At 71.6% G+C, this 25,031-nt stretch carries 17 protein-coding genes; 13 read left to right on the top strand and 4 right to left on the bottom strand.

All coding sequences use genetic code 11. From position 1 onward, the window contains the following. Positions 1-119 precede the first annotated feature (119 nt). The gene (gene malQ / locus ACIBK5_RS29215; RefSeq protein ID WP_399024045.1) at positions 120-2,216 is read left to right on the top strand and encodes a 4-alpha-glucanotransferase; all 2,097 of its coding nucleotides are present in this window, start codon (positions 120-122) and stop codon (positions 2,214-2,216) included. 131 nt (positions 2,217-2,347) lie between these two features. Beyond that, entirely contained in the window at positions 2,348-2,641 is a 294-nt protein-coding gene (locus tag ACIBK5_RS29210; RefSeq protein WP_399024043.1) for a hypothetical protein, read from the top strand. A 23-nt stretch (positions 2,642-2,664) separates the two neighbouring features. Here ACIBK5_RS29210 and ACIBK5_RS29205 read toward each other — a convergent pair whose 3' ends face one another. Then, on the bottom strand, positions 2,665-3,186 hold the full coding sequence (locus tag ACIBK5_RS29205; RefSeq protein ID WP_399024041.1) for a MarR family winged helix-turn-helix transcriptional regulator: 522 nt from the start codon (positions 3,184-3,186) through the stop codon (positions 2,665-2,667). Between the two features lie 106 nt (positions 3,187-3,292). Between ACIBK5_RS29205 and ACIBK5_RS29200 the strand changes: the two genes are divergently transcribed. Further along, positions 3,293-4,237, top strand: a complete 945-nt coding sequence (locus ACIBK5_RS29200) for an EamA family transporter (protein WP_399024039.1) — start codon at positions 3,293-3,295, stop codon at positions 4,235-4,237. Between the two features lie 85 nt (positions 4,238-4,322). Here the strand turns inward: ACIBK5_RS29200 and pepN are convergent, their stop codons facing one another. Then, on the bottom strand, positions 4,323-6,902 hold the full coding sequence (gene pepN, locus ACIBK5_RS29195; RefSeq protein WP_399024036.1) for an aminopeptidase N: 2,580 nt from the start codon (positions 6,900-6,902) through the stop codon (positions 4,323-4,325). A 171-nt stretch (positions 6,903-7,073) separates the two neighbouring features. Between pepN and ACIBK5_RS29190 the strand changes: the two genes are divergently transcribed. Next, positions 7,074-7,550, top strand: a complete 477-nt coding sequence (locus ACIBK5_RS29190) for a DUF1203 domain-containing protein (protein WP_399024034.1) — start codon at positions 7,074-7,076, stop codon at positions 7,548-7,550. Here the strand turns inward: ACIBK5_RS29190 and ACIBK5_RS29185 are convergent. Further along, positions 7,547-8,563 (bottom strand): aspartate-semialdehyde dehydrogenase, encoded by a 1,017-nt coding sequence (locus tag ACIBK5_RS29185; protein WP_399024032.1) that lies wholly within the window; start codon positions 8,561-8,563, stop codon positions 7,547-7,549. The two genes, ACIBK5_RS29190 and ACIBK5_RS29185, sit on opposite strands and share 4 nt — an antisense overlap. A gap of 347 nt (positions 8,564-8,910) precedes the next feature. Here ACIBK5_RS29185 and ACIBK5_RS29180 point away from each other — a divergent pair, with 347 nt between their 5' ends. Continuing rightward, positions 8,911-9,486, top strand: a complete 576-nt coding sequence (locus tag ACIBK5_RS29180) for a sigma-70 family RNA polymerase sigma factor (RefSeq protein ID WP_399024060.1) — start codon at positions 8,911-8,913, stop codon at positions 9,484-9,486. 1 nt (position 9,487) lies between these two features. Next, positions 9,488-10,450 carry a hypothetical protein gene (locus ACIBK5_RS29175; RefSeq protein WP_399024031.1) on the top strand — a complete coding sequence of 321 codons (963 nt, stop codon included), beginning with the start codon at positions 9,488-9,490 and terminating at the stop codon, positions 10,448-10,450. Between the two features lie 79 nt (positions 10,451-10,529). On the opposite strand, the gene ACIBK5_RS29170 is transcribed toward ACIBK5_RS29175, so the two are convergent. Then, on the bottom strand, positions 10,530-13,826 hold the full coding sequence (locus ACIBK5_RS29170; protein ID WP_399024029.1) for a S8 family serine peptidase: 3,297 nt from the start codon (positions 13,824-13,826) through the stop codon (positions 10,530-10,532). 218 nt (positions 13,827-14,044) lie between these two features. On the opposite strand from ACIBK5_RS29170, the gene ACIBK5_RS29165 reads away from it, so the two are divergent. From ACIBK5_RS29165 to sbnB, 7 genes are all read left to right on the top strand, one after another. Next, the gene (locus ACIBK5_RS29165) at positions 14,045-14,503 is read left to right on the top strand and encodes an NUDIX hydrolase (RefSeq protein ID WP_399024027.1); all 459 of its coding nucleotides are present in this window, start codon (positions 14,045-14,047) and stop codon (positions 14,501-14,503) included. Positions 14,504-14,734: 231 nt separating this feature from the next. Continuing rightward, positions 14,735-16,492, top strand: a complete 1,758-nt coding sequence (locus tag ACIBK5_RS29160; protein ID WP_399024025.1) for a TIGR03767 family metallophosphoesterase — start codon at positions 14,735-14,737, stop codon at positions 16,490-16,492. A 94-nt stretch (positions 16,493-16,586) separates the two neighbouring features. Then, on the top strand, positions 16,587-17,738 hold the full coding sequence (locus ACIBK5_RS29155; protein WP_399024023.1) for a serine hydrolase domain-containing protein: 1,152 nt from the start codon (positions 16,587-16,589) through the stop codon (positions 17,736-17,738). A gap of 195 nt (positions 17,739-17,933) precedes the next feature. Continuing rightward, positions 17,934-20,489 carry a Pls/PosA family non-ribosomal peptide synthetase gene (locus ACIBK5_RS29150; protein WP_399024021.1) on the top strand — a complete coding sequence of 852 codons (2,556 nt, stop codon included), beginning with the start codon at positions 17,934-17,936 and terminating at the stop codon, positions 20,487-20,489. Next, positions 20,489-22,951, top strand: coding sequence for an amino acid adenylation domain-containing protein (locus tag ACIBK5_RS29145; RefSeq protein ID WP_399024019.1), 2,463 nt, complete (start codon positions 20,489-20,491; stop codon positions 22,949-22,951). Before ACIBK5_RS29150 ends, ACIBK5_RS29145 begins: the two co-directional genes overlap by 1 nt. A gap of 12 nt (positions 22,952-22,963) precedes the next feature. Further along, a complete protein-coding gene (locus ACIBK5_RS29140) occupies positions 22,964-23,959 on the top strand; it encodes a TauD/TfdA family dioxygenase (protein WP_399024017.1) in 996 nt (331 codons plus the stop codon). Beyond that, on the top strand, positions 23,956-25,029 hold the full coding sequence (gene sbnB, locus ACIBK5_RS29135; RefSeq protein WP_399024015.1) for a 2,3-diaminopropionate biosynthesis protein SbnB: 1,074 nt from the start codon (positions 23,956-23,958) through the stop codon (positions 25,027-25,029). The genes ACIBK5_RS29140 and sbnB overlap by 4 nt, the downstream gene beginning before the upstream one ends. Positions 25,030-25,031: the final 2 nt, after the last annotated feature.

Below are 25,031 nucleotides of genomic sequence, written 5' to 3'. Positions count from 1 at the left end.
CTCCGCTTCGACTCCCTCCTCCGCCTTGCAGCTGCACGCACCACGCCCCGCTCGGGTCGGTTGAAAGGCGCAGTCTCTCTCAGCCGACCTGATCCGAACGACAGACCCCAGAGGCCCAGATGACCGCACCGCGGCCGGCCGAACCGCCTTCCGAGGACCTGTCCCGCCTCGCCGAGCTGCACGGAGTCGCGACCTCGTACAGCCCGTCCCCGGACCGTACGGTGGCGGCCTCGGCCACCGCGGTCACCCTGACCCTGGCCGCTCTCGGTGTGGACGCGAGCACGCCCGGCGCCGTCCGCGCCGCGCTCGCCGCCCGGGAGCGGGAACAGGGCGCGCGACTGCTGCCGCCCACGGTGGTCGGCTGGGGCGCGGACCCCCCGGCCGCCCTGGCCGCGCTCCCCGAGGACACCCGGCTGCTCATCGAGACGGAGCAGGGCGAGACCCGCGCCTCGGCCGAGCAGCTCCCGCCCGGTGTCCACCGGCTGACCGCCACGGCCCCCGACGGCCGCGCGGCGGACGCCCACCTGATCATCGCCCCGGCCCGTCTGCCCACGCCGCCCGGACGCTCGTACGGACTGCTCGTCCAGCTCTACTCCCTCCTCTCCCGCCGCTCCTGGGGCATGGGCGACCTCGGTGACCTCGCCGAACTGGCCGGCTGGGCGGGGCGGTCGCTCGGCGCCGGGTTCGTCCAGGTCAACCCGCTGCACGCTGCCGTGCCCGGCGCCCCCACCGACCCCTCCCCGTACCGCCCCTCCTCGCGCCGCTTCCCCGACCCCGTGCACCTGCGGATCGAGGACGTCCCCGAGGCCGCCCACGTCGAGGACCCGCAGCGGTTGCGCGCGCTGCTGGAGAGATCCGGCCGGCTGCGCGAAGCGGTACTGGAGGACGGCGCGCTGATCGACCGGGACGCCGTCTGGGAGCTGAAGCGGGAGGCGCTCGGGCTGCTGTGCGAGGTGCCGCTCGGCCCCGGCAGACGCGCCGCCTACTGCGACTTCCTCGCCGAGCAGGGCCAGGCCCTGGAGGACCACGCCACCTGGTACGCCCTCGCCGAGGTGCACGGCCCGGACTGGCACCGCTGGCCGACCGGCCTGCGCGACCCGCGCTCGGCCGACACCGTCCGTGCCCGGCGCGGCCTCATGGACCGGGTGGACTTCTGGTCCCGGCTCGCCTGGCTCACCGACACCCAGCTGACCGCGGCGCAGCGCGCCGGCCGGGAGGCCGGGATGCCGGTCGGGATCGTGCACGACCTCGCGGTCGGCGTCCACCCCGGCGGCGCCGACGCCTGGGCCCAGCAGGAGTACTTCGCGGCCGGCATGTCGGTGGGCGCGCCCCCGGACGCCTTCAACGCGCGCGGCCAGGACTGGGGCCTGCCGCCCTGGCGCCCCGACCGCCTCGCCGAGTCCGGCTACGCACCCTTCCGCGGGCTGCTGCGCGCCCTGTTCCGCTACGCCGGAGCGCTGCGCATCGACCACGTCATGGGCCTGTTCCGTCTCTGGTGGGTCCCGCAGGGCCATCCGCCCACCGAGGGCACCTATGTCCGCTACGACGCCGAGGCCATGCTCGCCGTGCTCGTCCTGGAGGCGTCCCGGGCCGGGGCGCCGGTGATCGGCGAGGACCTGGGCACCGTGGAACCCGGCGTCCGCGAGGCGCTGCGCGAGCGCGGGGTGCTCGGCACCTCCGTGCTGTGGTTCGAACGCGACTGGGACGGCGACGGCCGCCCCCTGCCCCCCGACCGCTGGCGCGCCGACTGCCTGGCCACCGCCACCACCCACGATCTGCCCTCCACGGCCGCCCGCCTCACCGGTGAACACGTCGAACTCCGCGACGGCCTCGGCCTGCTCGCCCGCCCGCTGGAGGAGGAGCGCGCCGAGGCCGCCGCCGACACCGGCGAATGGCTGTCCCTGCTCGCCCGCCTCGGTCTGCTGCACGGCACCGGCGGTGGCACCGACACCTCCTCGGAGGAGGCCGAGATCCAGGCCGTCCACCGCTTCCTGCTGCGCACCCCGGCCCGCATGGTCGGCGTCTGGCTCCCGGACGGAGTCGGCGACCGCCGCCCGCAGAACCTCCCGGGCACCTGGGACCAGTACCCGAACTGGAGGCTGCCGATCGCGGACGCGGAGGGCCGCCCCGTGACGCTGGAGGAACTGGCGGCCTCGCCCCGGCTGCACGCGCTGATCGGAGTGCTGCGCGAACCACCCAGCCCGTCCGGCGACTGAGGGACGAGGCCGTTCGGGCCGAAGCGGGGGCACCCGGGGGCGGCAGCCCCGGACCCCGGCAAACGGACGCCAGGACTTCTTACGGCACCCCGGACGCGCGTCCCTCACCGGCGTTGGATATTTTTGGCACCGTGGACAAGAAGAACGCCCTGCGCGCCGGCGCCCTGGCAGCCGGTACGACGCTCATGATGCTGCTCATGTCGTCCCCCGCCTCCGCGCTCAGCCGCGACGACGGTGACGACCCCGGCCCGGGCCTGAGCGTCATCGAGACGCTGGGCCTCTTCGTCGTGGCCCCCATCGTGCTGTACCTGGTCATCCACGGTCTGGTGATGATCGGCGACAAGTCGCACAAGCAGAAGGACACGACCAGCTCCAACATCGACACCAAGGCCAAGGCCGAGGTCAAGGCCGACTCCAAGGCCTGATCAGGGGCGTTTCGGAGGGGCGGTCACCGCCCGGCTGTCCCCTCCGTCCCCGCCAGCAGTTCCCTCAGCAGGCCGGCCAGTTGGCCGGCCTGCTTCTCGTCGAGGCCGGACAGGGCCTCCGTCTGGACGGTCAGCCCCGCGACGGCCGCCTCGTCGACGATGCGCAGTCCCTCCTCGGTGAGCGTCACCTGAAGGCCCCGCCGGTCGTGCGGATCGGGAGAACGGCGCAGGAACCCGGCCCGCTCCAGCTTGTCCAGGCGGCCGGTCATCCCGCCCGTGGTGAGCATGAGCGTCTCCGACAGCCGGCGCGGTGAGAGCGTGTAGGGCTCGCCGGAGCGGCGCAGGGTCGCCAGGACGTCGAACTCGCCGCGCGAGATCCCGAACCGCCCGTAGGTGCCCTCCAGCCGGTCGGCCATCGCGCGGGCGAGCCGGGAGACCCGGCCGAAGACCTCCATCGCCCTGGTGTCGAGCTCGGGCCGGACCGTCCCCCACTGGTCGATGATCGCGTCGACGGGGTCCTTGCGCTGCTCGGGGCGTTCGTTCATGGCACGAGTATCGGCCGCCTCTCGGTCACCCGCAAGAAAGTGGCTTGACGGAAAGTTGCTTAGAGCTAAGCTACTTTCTACCGACCGACTTCGAAGGGTGCCACCCATGGCCTCCTCCCGCCCGGCTCTCATCGCCCTCACCGCCCTCGCCCCCGTCTCCTGGGGCACGACCTACGCGGTCACCACCGAGTTCCTCCCGGCCGACCGCCCCCTGTTCACCGGACTGATGCGCGCCCTGCCCGCCGGTCTGCTGCTGCTCGCCCTCGCCCGGGTGCTGCCGCGCGGCGCCTGGTGGTGGAAGGCGGCGGTGCTCGGCGCGCTGAACATCGGCGCCTTCTTCCCGCTGCTGTTCCTCTCGGCGTACCGGCTGCCCGGCGGCATGGCGGCGGTCGTCGGATCGGCCGGGCCGCTCTTCGTGGCAGGCCTCGCGGCGCTGCTGCTCGGACAGCGGCCGACCCCGCGCACGCTGCTGACCGGGGCCGTGGCCGCCTTCGGCGTCAGCCTCGTCGTCCTGCGGGCGGCCGGGGCGCTGGACGCGCTCGGCCTGCTGGCGGCCCTCGCCGCCACGGTCTCGATGTCCGCCGGAACCGTCCTCACCCAGCGGTGGGGGCGCCCGGCCGGCGTCGGCCCGCTCGCCCTCACCGGCTGGCAGCTGACCGCGGGAGGGCTGCTCATCGCGCCGCTCGCCCTCCTGGTCGAGGGAGCGCCCCCGGCCCTGGACGGCCCGGCCGTCGGCGGCTACCTCTACCTCGCCGTCGCGAACACGGCGGTCGCGTACTGGCTGTGGTTCCGCGGCATCGGCCGCCTCACCGCCACCCAGGTCACCTTCCTCGGCCCGCTCTCCCCACTGACCGCGGCCGTCGTCGGCTGGGCGGCACTCGGGCAGGCACTGACGCCGGTGCAACTGGTGGGCATGGGGCTGGCGTTCGGGGCGACGGTGGCGGGGCAGACCGGGGGCCGGAGCGAGGCGGCCCCGCGAACGTTCAGATTCCCTGGAAGGAACGGTCGGAAAGACTCAATGGATCTGACGGACGGGGCGCTGCGACGGTAGATCCACCGCGCTCGCCGACCGGTGCGAGAGAACAGCGAAGGGGCGCCCGGCATATCGCCGGGCGCCCCTGAGCCGTGTCCGCTGCCTACTGGCCGGCCGCCGCGTCCGCCCGCTGGGCCCGCAGTGCGCGCTCCACGCCCGCACGCGACTCCGAGACCAGGCGCCTGAGGGCCGCGTTCGGTGCCGCGGCGGTCAGCCAGGCGTCGGTCTTGTCCAGGGTCTCCTGGGAGACCTGGACCGTCGGGTAGAGGCCGACGGCGATCTGCTGGGCCATCTCGTGGGAGCGGGACTCCCAGATGTCCTTGACCACCTCGAAGTACCGGTCCGCGTACGGGGCGAGCACCTCACGCTGGTCGGTCTGGACGAAGCCGCCGATGACCGCCTCCTGCACGGCGTTCGGCAGCTTGTCGGAGTCGACGACCGACGCCCACGCCTCCGCCTTGGCCTCCTCGGTCGGGCGGGACGCCCGGGCGGTGGCGGCGTGCCGCTCACCGGCGGCCGTGCGGTCACGCTCGTACTCGTTCGCGATCTCCGCCTCGTCGAACCGGCCGACCGCGGCGAGCCGCTGCACGAACGACCACCGCAGCTCCGTGTCGACGACCAGGCCCTCCACGGTCTGCGAGCCGTCCAGCAGCGCGTCCAGCACGTCCAGCTGCTCGGGCGTGCGGGCCGTCGCGGCGAACGCGCGCGCCCACGCCAGCTGGTGGTCGCTGCCCGGCGCCGCCGCCCGCAGATGGGCCAGCGTCGCGTCGGTCCAGCGGGCCAGCAGCGCCTCGCGGGCGGCCGGGTCGGCGTACAGGTCGATGGCCAGCTTCACCTGGCGGTGCAGCGACTGCACGACACCGATGTCCGACTCCTTGCCGATGCCGGACAGCACCAGGGCCAGGTAGTCGCGGGCCGCGAGCTCCGCGTCGCGGGTCATGTCCCAGGCCGACGCCCAGCACAGGGCGCGCGGCAGGGACGACTCGAAGTCGCCGAGGTGCTCCGTGACGACGGCCAGGGACTGCTCGTCCAGGCGGACCTTCGCGTACGACAGGTCGTCGTCGTTGAGCAGGATCACGGCCGGGCGGCGCTTGCCGACCAGACCCGGCACGGCCGTCAGCTCGCCGTCCACGTCCAGCTCGATACGCTCCTCACGGACCAGCTTGCCGCTCTCGTCGTCGAGCTCGTACAGGCCGACGGCGATCCGGTGCGGCCGCAGGGTCGGCTCGCCCTTCGCGCCGGCGGGCAGGGCCGGGGCCTCCTGGCGGATGGCGAAGGACGTGACGACGCCGTCGGCGCCGGTCTCGATCTCCGGACGCAGGACGTTGATGCCGGCCGTCTCCAGCCAGGCCTTCGACCACGACTTCAGATCACGCCCCGAGGTCTCCTCCAGGGCGCCCAGCAGGTCGGACAGACGCGTGTTGCCGAACGCGTGCGCCTTGAAGTACGCCTGCACGCCCCGGAAGAACTCGTCCTCGCCGACGTACGCGACGAGCTGCTTCAGAACGGAAGCCCCCTTCGCGTAGGTGATGCCGTCGAAGTTGACGAGCACGTCGTCCAGGTCGTTGATCTCGGCCATGATCGGGTGCGTCGACGGCAGCTGGTCCTGGCGGTACGCCCACGTCTTCATGGAGTTGGCGAACGTGGTCCAGGATTGCGGCCAGCGCGACTCGGGGTGGGCCGCCTGGCAGGCGATCGACGTGTACGTGGCGAACGACTCGTTCAGCCACAGGTCGTTCCACCACTCCATCGTCACGAGGTCGCCGAACCACATGTGGGCCAGCTCGTGCAGGATGGTCTCCGCGCGCACCTCGTACGCCGCGTCCGTCACCTTCGACCGGAACACGTACTGGTCGCGGATGGTCACCGCGCCCGCGTTCTCCATCGCGCCCGCGTTGAACTCCGGCACGAACAGCTGGTCGTACTTCTTGAACGGGTACGTGTAGTCGAACTTCTCCTGGAACCACTCGAAGCCCTGCCGGGTCACCTCGAAGATGGCGTCCGAGTCCAGGTACTCGGCGAGCGAGGGACGGCAGTAGATGCCGAGCGGGACGGACTGGCCGTCCTTCTCGTACACGCTGTGCACGGAGTGGTACGGGCCGACGATCAGCGCCGTGATGTACGACGAGATGCGCGGCGTCGGCTCGAAGGCCCAGACGTTGTCCTGGGGCTCCGGGGTCGGAGAGTTGGAGATGACGGTCCAGCCCTCCGGCGCCCTCACGGTGAACTGGAAGGTCGCCTTGAGGTCCGGCTGCTCGAAGCTCGCGAACACCCGGCGGGCGTCCGGCACCTCGAACTGGGTGTAGAGGTAGGCCTGGTCGTCGACCGGGTCGACGAACCGGTGCAGCCCCTCACCGGTGTTGGTGTACGCGCAGTCGGCGACCACCCGGAGGATGTTGCGGCCCTGGAGCAGGCCGGACAGGGCGATCCGGGAGTCCGCGAAGACCTCGGCGGGGTCGAGGGAGTCCCCGTTCAGGGTCACCTCGTGCACGGCCGGGGCGACGAGGTCGATGAACGACTCGGCACCGTTCTCGGCGGTCACATCGAAGCGCACGGTGGTCACGGACCGGTAGGTGCCGCCCTGCTGCGCGCCGGAGAGATCGAGTTCGATCTCGTACGAGTCAACGGCGAGCAGCTGCGCCCGCTGCTGCGCCTCTTCGCGGGTCAGGTTTGTGCCAGGCACGCGGTCATCTCCTCGTTATGGGTGGCTTGCGTCATCTTTCCACGGCAGCCTGGCATCAATCGACGATCTGGGAGTCTCCTAGGGTTACCCCTCGGCAGGCCGCTGTCCGGCGGGAACGCGACGTCCGGAATCCGCCGGTGCCCCGGGCCCGCGCGAGCGAGCCTGATGAGCATGACCACGACCTACAGCGCACTGCCCATCACTCCGCGCGCCCTGAAAAACCTCCGAACCACGGACGACGCGGGCCGCCCCACCACCCCGTTCACCGACACGGAGGGCGGAGCACCGCTCCGCTGCTGCCTGCGCCGGGCCGAGCCCGGCGAACGCCTCGCCCTGGTCTCCTACGCTCCACTGCGCCGCTGGGCGGCGGAGCGGGGCGTCAACCCCGGCGCCTACGACGAACAGGGTCCGGTCTTCATCCACGCCGAGGAGTGCGCGGGACCGGAGACCGACGTCCTCCCCTTCACCAACAGCCATCGCACGGTGCGCCGCTACTCGGCCGACGGGCGCATCCTGGGCGGTCGGCTGGTCGGGGACGGCGCCTTCGAGGAGGCCTTCACAGAAGCATTCGACGACCCGGCCGTGGCGCTCGTCCACGTCCGGGCCGTCGAGTACGGCTGCTTCTTCTACGAGGTGCGCAGGGACTAGCCCTTCAGCTCCGCCGCCACCAGCTCCGCGATCTGGATCGCGTTCAGGGCCGCGCCCTTGCGGAGGTTGTCGTTGGAGAGGAACAGGGCCAGGCCGTTGTCCACCGTCTCGTCGCGGCGGATGCGGCCGACGTAGGAGGGGTCCTGGCCGGCGGCCTGGAGGGGGGTGGGGATGTCCGTGACGACGACGCCCGGGGCGTCCGCCAGCAGCTCCGTCGCCCGCTCGGGGGAGATCGGCCGGGCGAAGCGGGCGTTGACCTGGAGGGAGTGGCCGGAGAAGACCGGGACGCGCACACAGGTGCCGGAGACCTTCAGCTCGGGGATCTCCAGGATCTTGCGGGACTCGTTGCGGAGCTTCTGCTCCTCGTCGGTCTCGTTCAGGCCGTCGTCGACGATGTTGCCCGCGAGCGGCAGCACGTTGAAGGCGATGGGGCGCTTGTAGACGCCCGGCTCGGGGAAGTCGACCGCCGCGCCGTCGTGGGTGAGCTGGTCGGCGTCGGCGACGACCTTCTGCGTCTGGCCGTGCAGCTCGGCCACGCCCGCGAGACCGGAGCCGGAGACCGCCTGGTACGTGGCGACGACCAGGGCCTCCAGGCCCGCCTCGTCGTGCAGCGGACGCAGGACCGGCATCGCGGCCATCGTCGTGCAGTTCGGGTTGGCGATGATGCCCTTGGGGCGGTCCTTGATCGCGTGCGGGTTCACCTCGGACACGACCAGGGGGACCTCCGGGTGCTTGCGCCACGCGGAGGAGTTGTCGATCACGACGGCGCCCTGGGAGGCGACCTTTTCGGCCAGCGCCTTGGAGGTGGCGCCGCCCGCGGAGAACAGCACGATGTCCAGGCCGGTGTAGTCGGCGGTCGCCGCGTCCTCCACCGTCACACCGTCCAGTTCCGAGCCCGCCGAGCGGGCCGAGGCGAACAGGCGCAGTTCGGTGACCGGGAAGTTCCGCTCCTTGAGGATCCTGCGCATGACCGTGCCCACCTGTCCGGTGGCTCCGACGATTCCGACCCTCACGGTGACTCCCTCTCGTGCGTCTCTTCACATGCTCGTTGCTTGGCCGAGGCTTTTCCATCATGCGGCCGACCACGGCCCACCTGTCCACTTCTTTCCCCGGACCGTCCGGCAAGTGGGACGGGGTGTCCCGCTGTGTGGTTGCGGACCTGCGGTTTCCACCGCTCTGAGCTGGAGAAATTCATTCGACAGGGGGCGTGCGCCGCAAGCTCACCTGCCCCTCCCGCCCTCCGCCACACGGGAGTGTGACGTATACCTCTGCCGTCCTGCCGGAAATCCTTCGGAGGACGGCCGAACGTTCCGGGCCGGACCGGCGTCGTAGGAGAAACACGGCGAGGGGGTGGCTTGTGCTGCTGCGCGGAAGGGCCCGGCGGGGCCGGGAGACGCCGCGGGCCGACACCGGCGACGATCTGCGGAGCGGCGACGATCCGCAGAGCGCGGCTGATCCGCTGGACGCGGCACAGGAGCGCCGGGTGCGGGCGGTGCTCGCCCTGGGCGGGGTGCCGCAGGCGGACCTGCCGGACGGGGTGCAGCAGGTCCGCCTGCGGTTGCTGGAGCGGGCCGCGAGCGGGCGGGAGGCGCCGCGGGACGTCTCGGCGTGGGCGGCGGTCGTCGCCTCCAACCTGGCCATGGACTGGCACCGGGCCAAGCGCCGCCAGGAGCGGCTGGGGGAGCGGCTGGCCGCCCTGCGCCAGCAGGCGCATCCCTCCGGCGAGGACAACAGCGTGCTGTCGGTCGCCGTCGCGCAGGGACTGGAGGAGCTGCCCGACGCCCAGCGCCAGGTCGTCGTCCTGCGCTTCTACGCCGATCTGCCGGTGCGGTCCATCGCCGAGCAGCTCGGCGTCCCGGAGGGCACGGTCAAGAGCAGGCTGCACACGGCGGTACGGGCCCTGCGCGCCCGCCTGCACGAGGACGAGGTGGTGTGACGTGACCGCCCGGAACGAGAACAACGCGAATAACGCGAATAACGCGAATAACACGAACAACGCGAACGATGCCGCCCGGCGTGACGGCAGTGACGGCAGTTATGGCAGTAACGGTTGCGGCGGTGCCGAGTACGACGGCATGGACGCGCTGATGGCGGCGATCGTCGGCGACCCCGTACCGGAGGCCGCCCGCCGGGACGCCGACTACATGGCGGCCCACCGCACGGCTGCGTCTGACGTCGCCCTGCTGCGGGAGCAGCTGACGCTGCTGGGGGACACGCTGGCGCACGGCGACGAGGCCCGGCTCGAGGCTCCGGGGGAAGCGGCGGATCCGGCGGGGCGAACCGTGGCGGCAGGGCCGACAGCAGGCCCGCGGGCTGCCGCGCACGGCACCGGGCCGGGGGCGGCCGCCGACCCGGCGGTGAGGGTGCTGCCCGTGAGGCCGCGCCGCAACCGTCCCCGGCCCCTCTCCCTGGCCCTGCGCGGCCTCGTCGCCGCCGCGGCCGCCACCGTCGTCGTGGGCATGGGGTGGCTCGTCGTGCAGGGCGGTGCCGGGGCCGGTGCCGGGGGTGACTCGGAGGGGAGCTCGGCCGCCGACACCGCGGCGAGTCCGCAGCACGGCAGCGAGGACGCCAAGCTCGGTCACGCCGGCTATCTCGCCTGCGCCCGGATCGTCGTCGAGGGCACCGTCGCCGAGGTCGAACCGGTCGCCGGCACCGGGCAGGACCGAATCACCCTCGACGTGGAGCGCTCCTACAAGCCCGCCGAGGGCCAGGACCGGGTCGTCTTCCCGCTGGGCGAGGACGTCGACCCCCGGCTGCGGCCGGGCGACCACGTCCTCGTAGGGATCACGGACGGGCAGGCCGAACCGGACCTGTGGAGCGTCGGGGAGAAGGAGATCGCCCGCGAACGGGCCTGGATCACCGCCGCCCTGCCCGAGTCGCGCACGATCCCCTGCCCATAGAGGGCCGTCGCCCGGAGAGGCTCATGAAGAAGGGCGGGCGCCCCTACGGACGCCCGCCCCCGGAGACTGTCGGCCGGAGTTACGGCACAACCTTCTCGATCTTCACACTGCCCAGGCCCGCGACCGTGCCGCGCGCGTTGACCAGCTGGACCTGCCCGAAGAACTCACGCCCCTCGGGAGCGGCCGCCGCGGCGGTGACGCTGCCCGAGACCGTGGCCGACGCGCCCGTGCCGAGCTTCACCGGCGCCGAGCCGTCGACGCCGACGCTGCCGAGGGACGGGGAGAAGAACACGTCCTGGTAGTCGTAGGCGGTGGTGCCGGCCGGCACCGAGTAGCCGACGACCTCGACGGTGTACTTACCAGCGGCCGGGGAGGGGACGGAGACCGACTCCTCCGAGTCGCCGTCGGCGGAGCTGCCGACCTGCGTGCCGGCGGCGTCGTAGACCGCGAGGTCCAGGTCCGCCGCGTTGTCCGAGACACCGCCGATGGCGACGTCCAGGGACTTCGCGCCCGCGGGCACCTCGACCGTCGTGGTCTGCGTCTCGCCCTGCTTGATCGACGGACGGGTCGTCTTCGCCGAGCCGAGCGGGCCGCCCACCAGCTTGCCCTCCAGCGCGGCGAAGCCGTTCGTCACCTTCCAGGAGGCGGCGGCCGGGGTGCCGACCTTCGCCTCGGGCACGGTCACGGTCTCCGGGTCGAAGGCCGCGCCGAGCACGGCGACGTCCAGCTTGTACGGGTTGTCGAGCAGCGGCGACGTGCGGCGCGACTCGACCTCGATCTCCCACACGCCCGGCTGCGGGTTCGCGTACGAACGCAGGTCGGGGCGGCAGGTGTTGGCCGGGTTGGCGTAGTTCGGGTAGCAGTTGATCGTCGACGTCGGGTCGGACGGGACGCCGTAGGGGTGGATCGAGATGAACCGGGTCTGGCTCTTGTCCTTCAGCCCGCTCATCGCGACCTCGAGCGTCTTCGCGCCCTCGGGCACGGTGACGTAGTAGTGCTTCGAGCTGTTGCGCTGCACCGAACCCTGTGCCGAGTACGTGTACTTCAGCGGCTCGGAGACGACCACCGTGTTCAGGACCTGCTTGTCGATGCCCTCGGTCTTCGGGTCGTCGACCTCGAGGATCGCGCTCTTGATACCGGCGGACTTCGGCGCGGCCTGGACCTTGACGGTCACCGGCTGGTTCAGCGGCAGCTTCACCTCGTCGGAGCCGACGATACGGAACGTGCCGGCCGCGTTGTTCTCGAAGTGCAGCTCGTGCCGGATCGCCTTGTCGGCGCCGGACGTACGGGTGACGGTGACCTCGTAGGTCTTCTTCTGACCGGCCTTCAGGCCGCCCTCACGGTCGTAGAGGCCCGTGCCGAAGCCCGGGGTCTTCAGGAACTGGTCGATCGCGGTGTCGACCGGCGCCTTCACCGTGTAGGTGTGCGAGGTGGCGTCGTCGCGGATCGAGTCCCAGGCGTCCTCGATGTTCATGAGGCCCGCGCCCTCCTCGTACGCCTGCACACCCTTGATGTGGTCGGCGGTCGAGGTGAGGGCCGTGCGCAGGGTCGCCGGCGTGAGGTCGATCTTCTTCTGCTTCGCGGCGGACAGCAGCAGCGCGGCGGCACCGGCGGCCTGCGGGGAGGCCATCGAGGTGCCCTGGAGCATGCCGTAGCCAGCCGGCAGGGTGTAGCCCGCCTCGGCGACCGGGGCGCCCGGCATCCAGGTCTGGATGGTGTTGATGGCGGCGCCCGGGGCGATCAGGGTCGGGGTGAAGCCGCCGTCCTCACGCGGGCCGCGCGAGGAGAACGGCATCAGCGCGTACTTCTTCTCCACGACCGAGCCGTAGTTGGCGGCCCAGGTCTCCTTGGAGACGGACGCGCCGACCGAGATGACCTTCTCGGCCAGGGCCGGGTCGCCGATGGTGTTGGTGCCGGGGCCGGAGTTGCCCGCGGAGATCACCAGCTGGACGCCGTACTCGTCGATCAGGCGCGTGTACAGCTCGGCGCGCGCGTTGTTGCCGTCGTTCAGCGCCGGCAGGCCGCCGATGGACATGTTGACGATGTCGACGCCGCGCTTGGTGACGAGGTCGATCATGCCCTCGGTGAGCGCGACGTTGGTGCAGCCGCCGGACCAGGTGCAGGCGCGCGAGGAGACCAGCTTGGCGCCCGGAGCCGCGCCGTCCATCTTGCCGCCGAACAGGCCGTTCGCCGCGGTGATGCCGGCGACGTGCGTGCCGTGCTCGGACTCGATGACGCCGATGTTGACGAAGTCGGCCTTCGCGCCGGACGCGTTGACGACGACGTCCTTGCGGACCTCGACGACGAACGGCTGCCGCTCGGCGATGTCGGTGGCCGGGTCGTCGGTGCCGAAGTACCCGATCTGGAAGCCGTCCTTGTACGGCTTCATCGGGGTGTCGTCACCGAAGTCGTTGTTGTTGTTCAGGTCGACGCGGACCGTGCCGGCCGCCGCGTCGTACAGCACGCCCCAGGCGTCGGTGGTGTCGCCGTCCCGGTTGGCGTCGCCCGCCGCGTCGCCGCCGGTGGTGTACGACTCCAGGAAGGTGCTGACCTTGTAGGAGCCCGCCGGGGCCGTCCAGGTCTTCCCGCCGAAGGTGAAGGTGGGCCCGGACACGGCGGTGGTCATCGGGCGCCAGGTGCGGTCGCCGTCGGCGACCGGGTCCGTCGCGGTGACCCAGTCGACGATCTTGCGCTCGCCGGTGGTGGTCTTCTGCAGCGCCGGGTGGCCGAGGTCCACGCCGGAGTCCAGGACGCCGATGGTGATGCCGCGGCCGTCCGCCTTCGGGTTGTCCTCGACGAAGTCGACCGCGCCCGTCTCGAAGGACGGGTTGTATGGGTTCTCGGCCGGGGTCTTCTTGCCGGGTGCCGGGTAGGTGCCCTTCGCGGCCTTGGCGCCCTTGGCGGTGTCCGCGCTCGGCGTCGGGTCGTCCAGCGGGATCTCCTCGCGCAGGTCGATGCCGTGCACGGAGGAGAGCTTGGCGGCGGCGGAGATGGCCGCGTCGGCCCGCGAGGTCGGGACGGTGGCCCGGACGTAGCCCAGCTTGTCGTCGGACCGGCCCACCAGGCCGCCCTTGACCGCGTCCAGCTGCCCGGCGACCTGCTCGGTCTGCCCGGGCGCGGTCGCGATCATCATCGTGACGGTCTTGTCGCCGTCGGCCTTGGCCTCCGCGAGCAGGTCCGCGTCGTCCGAACCGAGCTTGTCGGGCGCGGACTTGACGTCCGGGTCGGCGGGGGCGGAGGCGCCCGGACCGTCGGCGGCGAGGGCCAGGGGGATCGGCCCGGCCGCGGAGAGCGCGGCGACGAGACCGGCGGCCACGGCTATGCGCGCCACACGTCTCGGCCCCGATATCGGGTCGCGCTGGGGGGTGAGGGTCATCGGCATCCCTTGTTGGTAAAGGAACGAGCGGGAACGACCAGGACCGATCGACCCTGGTCGCAACGGTCCGAACGCGAGCCCGGACGATCGCACAGCTTTGCGTAAGGGCACGCTCTTTGGGGACTGTTGACCGAAACGAGATGGATGTATGGGGAAAACCCGCGATGCGTTTTGCGGGCATCAGTCCTGAAGACGGCGAAATCGGTTAACGTCCCGGAGTGAGAGAGAAGTTGAGGGTGGCGGCCTACGCCGTATGCGTCCGTGACGGACAGATCCTGCTCGCCCGCTCACCCGCCCAGGACGGCACCCCCGAGTGGGTCATGCCGGGCGGCGGCATGGAGCACGGCGAGGATCCCTACGACACCGTGCGACGGGAGGTGGAGGAGGAGACCGGGTACCGGATAGAAGTGACCGGGCTGCTCGGCGTGGACTCCTCCCACCGCGTCTTCCGCGACGGCTTCGGACGCCCCGTCGACCATCACGGCGTCCGGTTCGTCTACGAGGGCCGTATCACCGGCGGCGAACTGCGCAACGAGGTGGGCGGCTCCACCGACCTCGCCGCCTGGCAGCACCTGGACGCGGTGCCCGGACTGGTCCGCGTGGGACTGGTCGACACGGCACTGCGACTCTGGCGCGAGCGCCCCGCCTGCGGACGACTCGACGGGACCCCGGAATAGGTGCAGTACCCCGGAAGATGAACGCTGAGTGGCCGACTCCGGGCCGTTCCTGGAGCGGACGTCGACGCGCAGGGTAGGCCAAGATCCACGTTCGGTGATCGGCGCTGCCCGTTGCCGTCGCGTTTACGTACAGGTCATCCCCGGTGCCAACGATCCAGTGTGAGCGGGGTGTTCGTTTGACGAACGCCCCGCGACCACTGCCGACGCGTTCGTACTCGGGGAGAGAAGCGCATGTCGCGCACACGCTCAGTCGCAGGATCCGGCCAGGGCATCCACCGGCGTTCCGTCCTCGCCGCCGGCGGCGCGGTCGCCCTCTCCGCGGGCGTCGGCTACGCACTGCGGCCCAGCGACAGCCAGGCCGCCACGGCCAAGGAGGCGACCGAGGCCGTAGCCGCCTCCTCGCGCCAGGCGCCGGCCGCGCCGCTGGCCCCCTACACCAAGGGCACCACCCTCGCCTCCGTCGCCACCCCGCGCGGGAGCTCCGGCTACCGGCGCCTGGGCGACGGAGCCGGCTGGCAGCGGGTCGTGCGCTCCGACCTGGCCGCGCCCAAGTCCGGCCGCGCCGGGCGCCGTACCGCGCTCGCGGCGTTCGTGCAGCTCACCGACCTGCACATCATCGACGCCCAGCACCCGCTGCGCCTGGAGTACCTGCGCTCGGCCGACATCCACGCCTGGCGGCCGCACGAGGCGCTGACCGTGCAGGGCGCCATCGCGCTGGTGGAGCGGATCAACGCGCTCCGCGGCGCTCCCGTCACCGGCGCCCCGCTGCACTTCGCCATGACCACCGGCGACAACACGGACAACAACGCCAAGTCCGAGCTGGAGTGGTTCCTGAAGATCATGAGCGGTGGGCGCATCACGCCCAACACCGGGAACCCGCGCCAGTACGAGGGCGTCCAGAACAGCGGCCTCAAGCAGTACTGGCAGCCCGACGCCGCGGTCCGCGACACCGACAAGCAGGCCGGCTTCCCGCAGCTCGACGGCTTTCTGAAGGCCGCCGTCCGGGAGGTCCGCAGCCCCGGCCTCAACCTGCCCTGGTACTCCACGGTCGGCAACCACGACTCCCTGCCGATGGGCTGCTACGCCTCGCACGGCGACCCCTACCTCACCGAACTCGCCGTCGGCGGCAAGAAGCTGATGAACGTGTCCGCGGCGGAGGCGCAGCAGCTCCAGGCGCAGATCAAGAAGGCCCGGGACCCCAAGGGCGTCCGCTACCACGACTTCCTCAAGTCCCACGCCCGCTCCATGCGCTCGGTCACCCCGGACGAGAGCCGCGCCCCCTTCACCACCGCCGAGTACCTCCAGGCGCATCTGAGCCCGGCCTACCGCGGTGTCGGCCCGGCCGGTCACGGCTACTCCTCCGCCAACCTGGACACGGGCACCCAGTACTACGCCTTCCGCGTCTCCGACGACGTCATCGGCATCAGCCTGGACACCACGGACGCGGGCGGCCACTACGAGGGCTCCCTCGGCACGGCCCAGATGAAGTGGCTCGAGAAGACCCTGCGGGAGAACAAGGACTCCCACGCGGTGATCTTCAGCCACCACACCAGCAAGACGATGACGAACCTCCGCAACGACCCGTCCCGGCCGGGCGAGCGCAGGCACAGCGGCCAGGAGGTCCTCGCCCTCCTCGGCAACCACCGCAACGTGCTCGCCTGGGTGAACGGCCACATCCACAAGAACGTCATCACCCCGCACTCGATGTCCGGCGGCGGCACCTTCTGGGAGATCTCCACCGCCTCCCACGTCGACTTCCCCCAGCTGGCCCGGATCATCGAGCTGACCGACAACAAGGACGGCACGGTCTCGCTGTTCACCACGCTGGTGGAGTCCTCGGCCCCGCACCGCACGGACTTCTCCGACCTCTCCCAGACCGGCCTGGCCGCCCTCTACCGCGAGCTGTCCCTCAACGCCCCCGGCGCGAACCCGAACCTCGGCGGCGACCCGGAGGACCGCAACACCGAACTGGTGCTCAAGAAGGGCTGATTACCGCCCAACCGCCCGGACGCGGTCAACCCTGGCCGGGCCGCCCAGGTCCCACCCCCTGACACAGCTCGATGTGACAGGGGGAAACGGGGACATGAAGAGACACCTGCGTACAGCCCTGACGGCGGCGACGGCCGTGGCGCTGACGGCGGCCCTGGCCGCTCCGGCGCTCGCGGTTCCGTCCGACGGCGGTCATGACGCGACGCGGCAGGCGGTACGGAAGGCGGTCGCGGACGGCGTGCCGGGCGTGACCGTGACCGTGCGGCGGGGGCACGGCACCTGGGCGGCCACGGCCGGCGTCGGCAACCTCAAGACGGGCAAGCCACGTTCGACGGCGGACCACTACCGCGTCGCCAGCATCACGAAGACGTTCGTCGCGACCGTCGTCCTGCAACTGGAGGCCGAGGGCAAGCTCTCGCTCGACGACACGGTGGAGAAGTGGCTGCCGGGCCTGGTCCGGGGCAACGGCCACGACGGCCGGAAGGTCACCCTGCGTCAGCTGCTGAACCACACCAGCCGCATCTACGACTACCTGGACGACACGGGTTTCCAGCAGAAGTACATGACCGCGGACGGCTTCATGAAGCACCGTTTCGACGAGGCGACCCCCGAGGAGCTGCTCGCCTTCGCCATGGCGAACAAGCCGTATCCCACGTCGGACGAGTCGGACGAGCCGTTCAACTACTCCAACACCAACTACATCCTGGCCGCGCGGGTGATCGAGAAGGCCACGGGCAGCGACGACTACGGCGACGAGATCGAGCGCCGGATCATCGCCCCGCTGAAGCTTGCCTCCACGTCGGTGCCCACCACCCGGGTGACCCTGCCCCGGCCCAGCAGCCGCGCCTACTCCAAGCTGGCCAGGACGGCCGAGGGCCCGACGTACGACGTCACGGAGCTGAACCCGCGCCTGGCCTACGGCTCCGGCCAGATGGTCTCCAGCTCGGCCGACCTGAACCGCTTCTACTCGGCCCTGCTGCGGGGCAGACTGCTCCCGCCCGAGCAGCTGAAGAAGATGAAGACCACGGTCCCGTCCAGCCGCGACACCAGCCGTTACGGTCTGGGGCTCGTCGACCGCGAGCTGAGCTGCGGCGTCCACGTCTGGGGCCACGACGGCGGCATCTCCGGCTCGAACTCGGACGCGGTGACGACCGACGACGGCCGGCACTCCCTGGCCGTCAACTTCAACGGCGACTGGTCGGGAAGCACCGACGCGATCATCGAGGCGGAGTATTGCGCCAAGTAGCCGCCGCCAGCGGCGTGAGCGTACGCGCCCGCACCTCGTAAGCACGCCGGGTGGGCTCGGCTGCCGTGAGGCATCCGGCTGGTGAGACGCTCGCTCACGTTTCGAGAAGTAGGCAGGACCTTCCATACCTCGGCTGCCCGGCTACGAATCCCCAGTGAGGCAGAGCAGAAAGTCGGCAGCCGAGGGGGTCCTCTCATGGCGGGACAGCAGCTCCAGGAGGTGGAAAGGGGCCTCGTGGAGGAAGCCCGGCCCTGCGAAGCGTCGTCCGACCCCGCGGTCTCCGCCGCGGCCGAGCGGTTCGCCGCGCTGCTGGCGGAGGTCGCTCACCTGGACGAGGTGCGGGTCGACAGCGACTTCTTCGACGACCTCGGTGCCGACTCGATGGTGATGGCGCACTTCTGCGCGCGGGTACGGAACCTGCCCGACCTGCCGGCGGTGTCGATGCGCGACGTGTACCGGCATCCGACCGCCGGGGGACTGGCGGCCGCACTGGTCGTCGACAGCACCCCGCCACCACCCTCCGGATCCGAGGCGCCCAGCCCATCGGGACTGCCCAGGGCGCCGGTCCCGGCACCGGCGCCCCCGACCGGCCGCCCGCACCGCGTGCTCTGCGGGGCGCTCCAGCTCCTGGCCTTTCTCGGCTATGCCTTCCTCCTCGCGGCCGTCACCGCCAAGGGCTATGAGTGGATCTCCGCGCAGACGCATCTGCTCGACGCCTATCTGCGGAGCGTCGTCTTCGGCGCCGCGCTGTTCGTCGTGCTGTGCGCCCTGCCCGTGATCGCCAAGTGGACGCTGATCGGCCGGTTCACCCCACGGCGGTTCCGTGTCTGGAGCCTCACCTACTTCCGGTTCTGGCTGGTCAAGACGCTGATCCGGTCGAGCCCGCTGGTCCTGTTCGTGGGATCGCCGCTCTACCCGCTCTTCCTGAGGGCCCTGGGCGCGCGGATCGGCAGGGGGGTGACGATCCTGTCGCGCAGCGCCCCCGTGTGCACCGATCTGCTGACCGTCGGTGACAGCGCACTCGTCCGCAAGGACGCGCTGCTCAGCTGCTACCACGCGGTCGACGGAGTGATCGAGACCGGGCCGGTCGCCCTGGGCCGGGGCGCGGTCGTCGGTGAGGTGACGGTGCTGGACATCGGGACCAGGCTGGGGGAGGGGGCCCGGCTCGGGCACGCGTCCTCCCTGCAGACCGGGCAGACAGTCCCCGACGGCGAGCACTGGCACGGTTCCCCCGCCCAGCCCGCGGACGGGCCCTTCCCGGTGGTGGAGCCCGCCCGGTGCGGCAGCGCCCGGCGAGCGACGCACGGCTCCCTGATGCTGCTCACGGCGCTGCTGGTGTATCTGCCGCTGGCGGTGGGCTGCCTGGACGTGCTGCTCTCCCGGATGCTGGAGGGATCCGCCGTACTGAAGGGCGGGGCGACGGTGCTCTGGGTCGACCTGCTGGTCGTCACGGTCGTCGTGTTCTTCGGCGGGGTGCTCGCCGCTCTGGTGGTCCTGGCCACCGTTCCCCGGCTGCTGGGCAGGTTCGTCCCGCCCGGGCGGACGTACCCGCTCTTCGGCTTCCGTCACACCGTGCACCGCACGATCGTGCTGCTGACGAACCGGAAGTCCCTGACCCGGCTGTTCGGTGACAGCAGCGGCATCGTGCACTACCTGCGCTGGATCGGCTATCGCCTCTCCCCGGTGGAGCAGACCGGCTCCAACTTCGGTACCCAGGTCAAGCACGAGAGCCCCTTCCTGAGCAGGGTCGGCACCGGGACCATGGTCGCGGACGGGCTGTCCCTGATGAACGCCGAGTACTCCAGCACGTCGTTCCGGCTGTCGCAGACCGCGATCGGGGCGCACAACTTCCTCGGGAACCGCATCGCCTACCCCGTCGGGGGGCGCACCGGCGACAACTGCCTGCTCGGCACCAAGGTGGCCATCCCCGTCAGCGGGCCGCTCCGGCACGATGTGGGACTTCTCGGCTCGCCCTGCTTCGAGATCCCGAGGTCGGTGGCGCGGGACAGCACCTTCGACGAGCTCAAGGAGGGGAACGGTCTCGGCCCTCGCCTCGCGGCCAAGAACCGGCACAACGCCGTCACCATGGCATGGCACCTGCTCACGGGATGGCTGTTCTTCTTCTGCGTCGTCCTGCTGTTCGCGCTCGCCGCGAGCCAGTACCCGGTGTGGGGCACGGCGGTCCTGGCACTCGCCAACGCCGTCCTGCTGCCGTTCACCCTGGTGTACTACGTCCTTCTGGAGCGGGCCGTCACGGTGGTGCACCCACCGGGGCCGCTGTTCTGCTCGATCTACGACCGCCGGTTCTGGGTTCGCGAGCGGTACTGGAAGGTCCCCTCCGAGACCTATCTGCACATCCTCGACGGCACGCCGTTCAAGAGCGTCGTATGGCGCCTGCTCGGCGTCCGGATCGGGGCGCGGGTCTTCGACGACGGCTGCGCTGTGACCGAGCGTCCCATGGTCCGTATCGGGGACGACTGCACCCTCAACTCGGGCAGCGTCCTGCAGTGCCACTCGCAGGAGGACGGCACGTTCAAGTCGGACCGCAGCGCGCTCGGCGCCGGCTGCACCCTCGGCGTCGGAGCGTTCGTGCACTACGGCGTGACGGTCGGGGACGGCGCCGTGCTGGCGGCGGACTCCTTCCTCATGAAGGGCGAGACGGTCCCCGGGTACACCCGCTGGGCGGGGAATCCGGCCCGCCCCCTCGACGAGAGAGACGACGAGAGAGACCAAAGGGGAGGTGCGCGGTGATGGCGGCGACAGTGGCCGAGGCCCGCGTTCCCGGGAGCGGCAGCCGTGCCGAGGGCGGCTTCACGGCCGTGCCCCGTTGGGCGAAGGAGTCGGTGCCCGGCACCGGGGAGCACATCAGCCGTCTCCCGGGTGAGGTGACGGCGGCCCTGCGGGCGCGGGCCCGTGAACTCGGCGTACCGCTCGCCGAGATCCTCCTCGCGGCCCACGCGAAGGTGCTGGCCCTGCTCTCCGGCGACCCCGAGGTGCGCAGCGGCTGCCTCTCCCCGGCCGGGACGGGGACGTTCGAGCTGACCGTCAGGCCCGGCACCTGGGCTGAGCTGGTGCGGGAAGCGGGGTCGGCCGCATCGGCGGTGCCGCCGCCCGGGCCGGGCCCCGAGGTGGTCTTCGCTCCCGCCGGGCACGAGGTCACCGTCCCCGCGGACGGCGGTGTGCTGCTCGGCATCTCAGCGGGTGAGGAGCACGGCCGGCTCCTGCTGCGTCTGCGGCACCGGACGGACCTGCTGGACGCCGACTGTGCCGCCCGGATCGCGGGGTACCACCTCGCCGCCCTGGAGGCGATCGCCGCCGACCCCGACGCCCGCCACGACCGGGGCAGCCTGCTGTCCGCGGACGAACTCCGGTTCCAGCTCGACGGGCTGGCGGCGGGGCCGCGCCGTGCGCTGCCGGACCGCCGGTTCCACGAGCTGTTCGAGGAGCGGGTGCGCCGGCATCCGGACGCCGTCGCCATGGTCCACCAGGGCCGCGGCCGGACGTACGCGGACCTCAACACCCGGGCCAACCGGGTGGCCCGGGTCCTGCTGGCCGAAGGGCTCGGCTCCGAGGACACGGTCGCCGTGGTGACCGAGCGGGACCTGCACTGGGCGGCCGGCGTGCTCGGCGTCCTGAAGGCCGGCGGCGTGTACCTGCCCGTCGACCCGCATCATCCGCCCGGCCGCATCGGCGCGATGCTCACCCGCGCCGACTGCGCCTACGTCCTCACCGCACCGGGCAGCACCACCCGGCTGGACCGGGCGCTCGCGGCGCTGCCCGGAACCCGGCGGCTGCTCGTCCCGGACCTCACCGAACGGGCCGCCGACGGCACGGACCTCGGCCTGGACATCCCGGCCGACCGGCTCGCGTACGTCTTCTTCACCTCCGGCTCCACCGGAGAGCCGAAGGGCGCGCTGTGCGAGCACGCCGGCCTGCTCAACCACCTGTACGCCAAGATCCACGATCTGGGCATCGGCGAGGGCACCGTGGTGGCGCAGACGGCCTCGCAGTGCTTCGACATCTCGCTGTGGCAGTTGCTCGCCGGGCTGCTGACAGGCGGGCGGACCCTGCTGGTCGAGCAGGACGCCATCCTCGACGCGGACCGGTTCCTGGACCGGATCGCCGAGGGACGCGTCAACGTCCTGCAAGTGGTGCCGTCCTACCTCGACGTCATCCTGTCCGCGCTGGAACGCGTCCCCCGGGACCTGCCTGACCTGCGCTGCGTGTCCGTCACCGGCGAGGCGCTGCGCGGTGAGCTGGTCCAGCGGTGGTTCACCGGCGGGCCCGCCGTGCGCCTGGTCAACGCCTACGGGCTGACCGAGACGTCCGACGACACCCACCACGAGGTGATGGACCGGGCGCCCGCCACCGACCGGATCCCGCTCGGCCGTCCCATCGCCAACGTGCGCCAGTACGTCGTCGACGAGAACCTGCTTCCGGTGCCGCTCGGCGCGCCCGGCGCCATCGTCTTCTCCGGGGTGTGCGTCGGACGCGGCTACGTCAACGACGCCGAACGCACCTCGCTCGCCTATCTGGAGGACCCGCACCGCCCCGGCCAACGGCTGTACCTGGGAGGCGACTTCGGCCGCTGGCGCCCCGACGGAAAACTGGAGTTCCTCGGCCGCCGGGACGCGCAGGTCAAGATCCGGGGGTTCCGGGTCGAGATCGGCGAGGTCGAGAACACGCTGCTGCGGGTGCCCGGCGTCACGGACTGCGCGGTCGTGGTGACCGGCGCACAGGGCCACGGACGCCAACTGGCCGCCTTCTGCGCGAGCGAGGGCGCGGTGACCGCCGAGGACCTGCGGGAGCGGCTCGCGGACCTGCTCCCCGCGTACATGGTCCCGGCGTCCTTCCACCTGCTGGACCGCCTGCCGCTCACCGCCAACGGCAAGACCGACCGCAAGGCGCTCGCCGCGCTCGCCGAGGACCTCGGCCCGTCCCGGGACTCCGGCGGCACCCCGCGCACACCGGCCGAACGGCGGCTCGCGGAGCGATGGGAGTCCGAACTCGGCCTGCCGCCCGGACGGATCCGCCGGGACGACAACTTCTTCGACCTGGGCGGCACGTCCCTGTCGGCGGTACGGCTCGCGGTCTCGCTGGACCGGGTGATCTCCCCGCGCGACCTCACGGGCCACCCCGTACTGGCCGACCTGGCCCACCTGATCGACACCCGGACGACCGGCGGAGAACCGCGACAGACACAAGGAGCATGAGAGGAGATCGACATGCTGTCGGCACTCTTCCGCAAGAACAGGACCACCACGACAGAGACGACAGGGGCCCCGGGCGCCCTTCCGGTACTCGACGCGGAAGACCTTCCGGATGCCCGGGCCGCGCTGCGCGAACTCGTCGCCGAGCAGGGGGCGGTCACCGTCCGGGGCCTCGGCCTGCGTACCCCGGCCGACGTCGAGTCGGTCCTCCGCCAGGTGGCCGAGCGCCCCGTGGCCGAACGCGAGGCCTTCGCCGCCCGCGACCGCCACGCGGACGGCGTCTACTCGTCGTCGGCCTGGCCGCCCACCCAGCCCATGTGCATGCACCATGAGCTCAGCTACGCCCTCGAGTGTCCCGGCCTGATGCTGTTCGCGTGCCTGGAGCCGCCCGTCGAAGGCGGTGCCACCGCGGTGGCCGACGCGACCGCCGTACTACGGGCGCTGCCCGCCGACATCGTCGACCGCTTCGCCCGGGAGGGCTGGCTGCTCACCAGGGCCTACAACGAGGGAATCGGCGCGACACTCGCCCAGTCCTTCGGCAGCGACGACCGCGGCGCGGTCGAGGCCTACTGCCGTGCCCACGCGATCGACTGGTCCTGGCAGCCGGACGGTTCGCTGCGGACAAGGCAGCACCGGCACGCCGTGATTCGACACCCGGTCTCCGGCCTGAGCTGCTGGTTCAACCAGATCGCGTTCCTGAACGAGTGGACGATGGCACCCGAGGTCAGGGAGTTCCTGACCGACGAGTACGGCCCCGACGGCCTGCCCTTCAACACCCGCTACGGCAACGGCGATCCGGTGCCCCCGGACGTCGTCGAGCAGATCAACAAGACCTACGAGGCCCACACCGTACGCCGGCCCTGGCAGCGCGGGGACCTGATGCTCGTGGACAACATCCGCACCGCGCACAGCCGGGAGGCCTACCAGGGGCCGCGGGACATCGTGGTGGCGATGGCCGACCCCGTGCGTCCCGGCCTTCCCGGACCGCAGAGGGGGAGGGAAGCGGCATGACCACCCTGCACACCGTCCCGCAGACCGCCATGACGGACACGGACACCCCGGTGGTGCCGCCCTTCGCCGTCATCCCCGGAAGCCAGGTCAAGGAGGTGCTCCAGGGCCGTGAGAAGACCGTGGTGGAGGTCGTCGAGGCGACGTACCGCCTGCACGGCGCCGGCCGTACGGTCAACCCGCCCTCCTCCTTCCTGCGCTTCCCCGAGCGGCCGACGGCACGGATCATCGCCCTGCCCGCCTCCCTCGGCGGCGAGGGCCGGGCGGACGGACTGAAATGGATCTCCAGCTTCCCCGCCAACGTCGCCTCGGGCATCCCCCGGGCGTCCGCCGTCCTCATCCTCAACGACCCCGTCACGGGCTACCCGTTCGCCTGCATGGAGAGCTCGATCATCAGCGCCGCCAGGACCGCCGCGTCCGCGGCGTCGGCCGCCGACCGGCTCAGCAGGGGACGGCCCCGTCCGGCCCGGCTGGGGTTCGTCGGGGCGGGGCTGATCGCCCGTTACATCCACACCTACCTGGAGGGCACCGGCTGGTCCTTCGACGCCATCGGCGTGCACGACCTGTCCGCCGAAAGCGCCGCCGGCTTCCGCACCTATCTGGAGCAGTCCGGGGCCGTCGGACGGGTCACCGTGCACGACAGCGCCGAGGAACTGATCCGCCTCAGCGACCTGATCGTCTTCGCCACGGTCGCCGACCGGCCGCACATCACCGAGCCGTCGTGGTTCCGGCACAACCCGGTGGTGCTCCATGTGTCGCTGCGCGACCTCGCACCCGAGGTGCTGCTCGGCGCCACCAACGTCGTCGACGACATCGACCACTGCCTGCGAGCCGCCACCTCACCGCACCTCACCGAACGCCTCACCGGCAACCGCGACTTCCTGCTCGGCACGCTCGACGACGTGATGACCGGCCGGGTGACGGTCCCGGCCGGCCGGCCGGTGGTCTTCTCACCGTTCGGCCTCGGCGTGCTCGATCTCGCGGTCGGCAGCCATGTCTACGACGAAGTGGCCCGCTCCGGCGAACTGCGGGTCATCGAGAACTTCTTTCACGAACTGAGCCGGCACGGCTGAGG

The sequence above is a fragment of the Streptomyces sp. NPDC050546 genome (assembly GCF_044457425.1).
Classification (GTDB): Bacteria; Actinomycetota; Actinomycetes; order Streptomycetales; family Streptomycetaceae; genus Streptomyces.
This window is presented reverse-complemented; position numbering and strand designations above follow the sequence as displayed.

What these genes read in the sequence shown, in the direction of transcription:
- sbnB (WP_399024015.1), top strand. Translation starts at nt 23,956, where the DNA reads ATGACCACCCTGCACACCGTCCCGCAGACCGCCATGACGGACACGGAC.
- ACIBK5_RS29170 (WP_399024029.1), bottom strand. Translation starts at nt 13,826, where the DNA reads ATGACCCTCACCCCCCAGCGCGACCCGATATCGGGGCCGAGACGTGTG.
- ACIBK5_RS29155 (WP_399024023.1), top strand. Translation starts at nt 16,587, where the DNA reads ATGAAGAGACACCTGCGTACAGCCCTGACGGCGGCGACGGCCGTGGCG.
- ACIBK5_RS29140 (WP_399024017.1), top strand. Translation starts at nt 22,964, where the DNA reads ATGCTGTCGGCACTCTTCCGCAAGAACAGGACCACCACGACAGAGACG.
- ACIBK5_RS29150 (WP_399024021.1), top strand. Translation starts at nt 17,934, where the DNA reads ATGGCGGGACAGCAGCTCCAGGAGGTGGAAAGGGGCCTCGTGGAGGAA.
- ACIBK5_RS29190 (WP_399024034.1), top strand. Translation starts at nt 7,074, where the DNA reads ATGACCACGACCTACAGCGCACTGCCCATCACTCCGCGCGCCCTGAAA.
- malQ (WP_399024045.1), top strand. Translation starts at nt 120, where the DNA reads ATGACCGCACCGCGGCCGGCCGAACCGCCTTCCGAGGACCTGTCCCGC.
- ACIBK5_RS29160 (WP_399024025.1), top strand. Translation starts at nt 14,735, where the DNA reads ATGTCGCGCACACGCTCAGTCGCAGGATCCGGCCAGGGCATCCACCGG.
- ACIBK5_RS29200 (WP_399024039.1), top strand. Translation starts at nt 3,293, where the DNA reads ATGGCCTCCTCCCGCCCGGCTCTCATCGCCCTCACCGCCCTCGCCCCC.
- ACIBK5_RS29205 (WP_399024041.1), bottom strand. Translation starts at nt 3,186, where the DNA reads ATGAACGAACGCCCCGAGCAGCGCAAGGACCCCGTCGACGCGATCATC.
- ACIBK5_RS29145 (WP_399024019.1), top strand. Translation starts at nt 20,489, where the DNA reads ATGGCGGCGACAGTGGCCGAGGCCCGCGTTCCCGGGAGCGGCAGCCGT.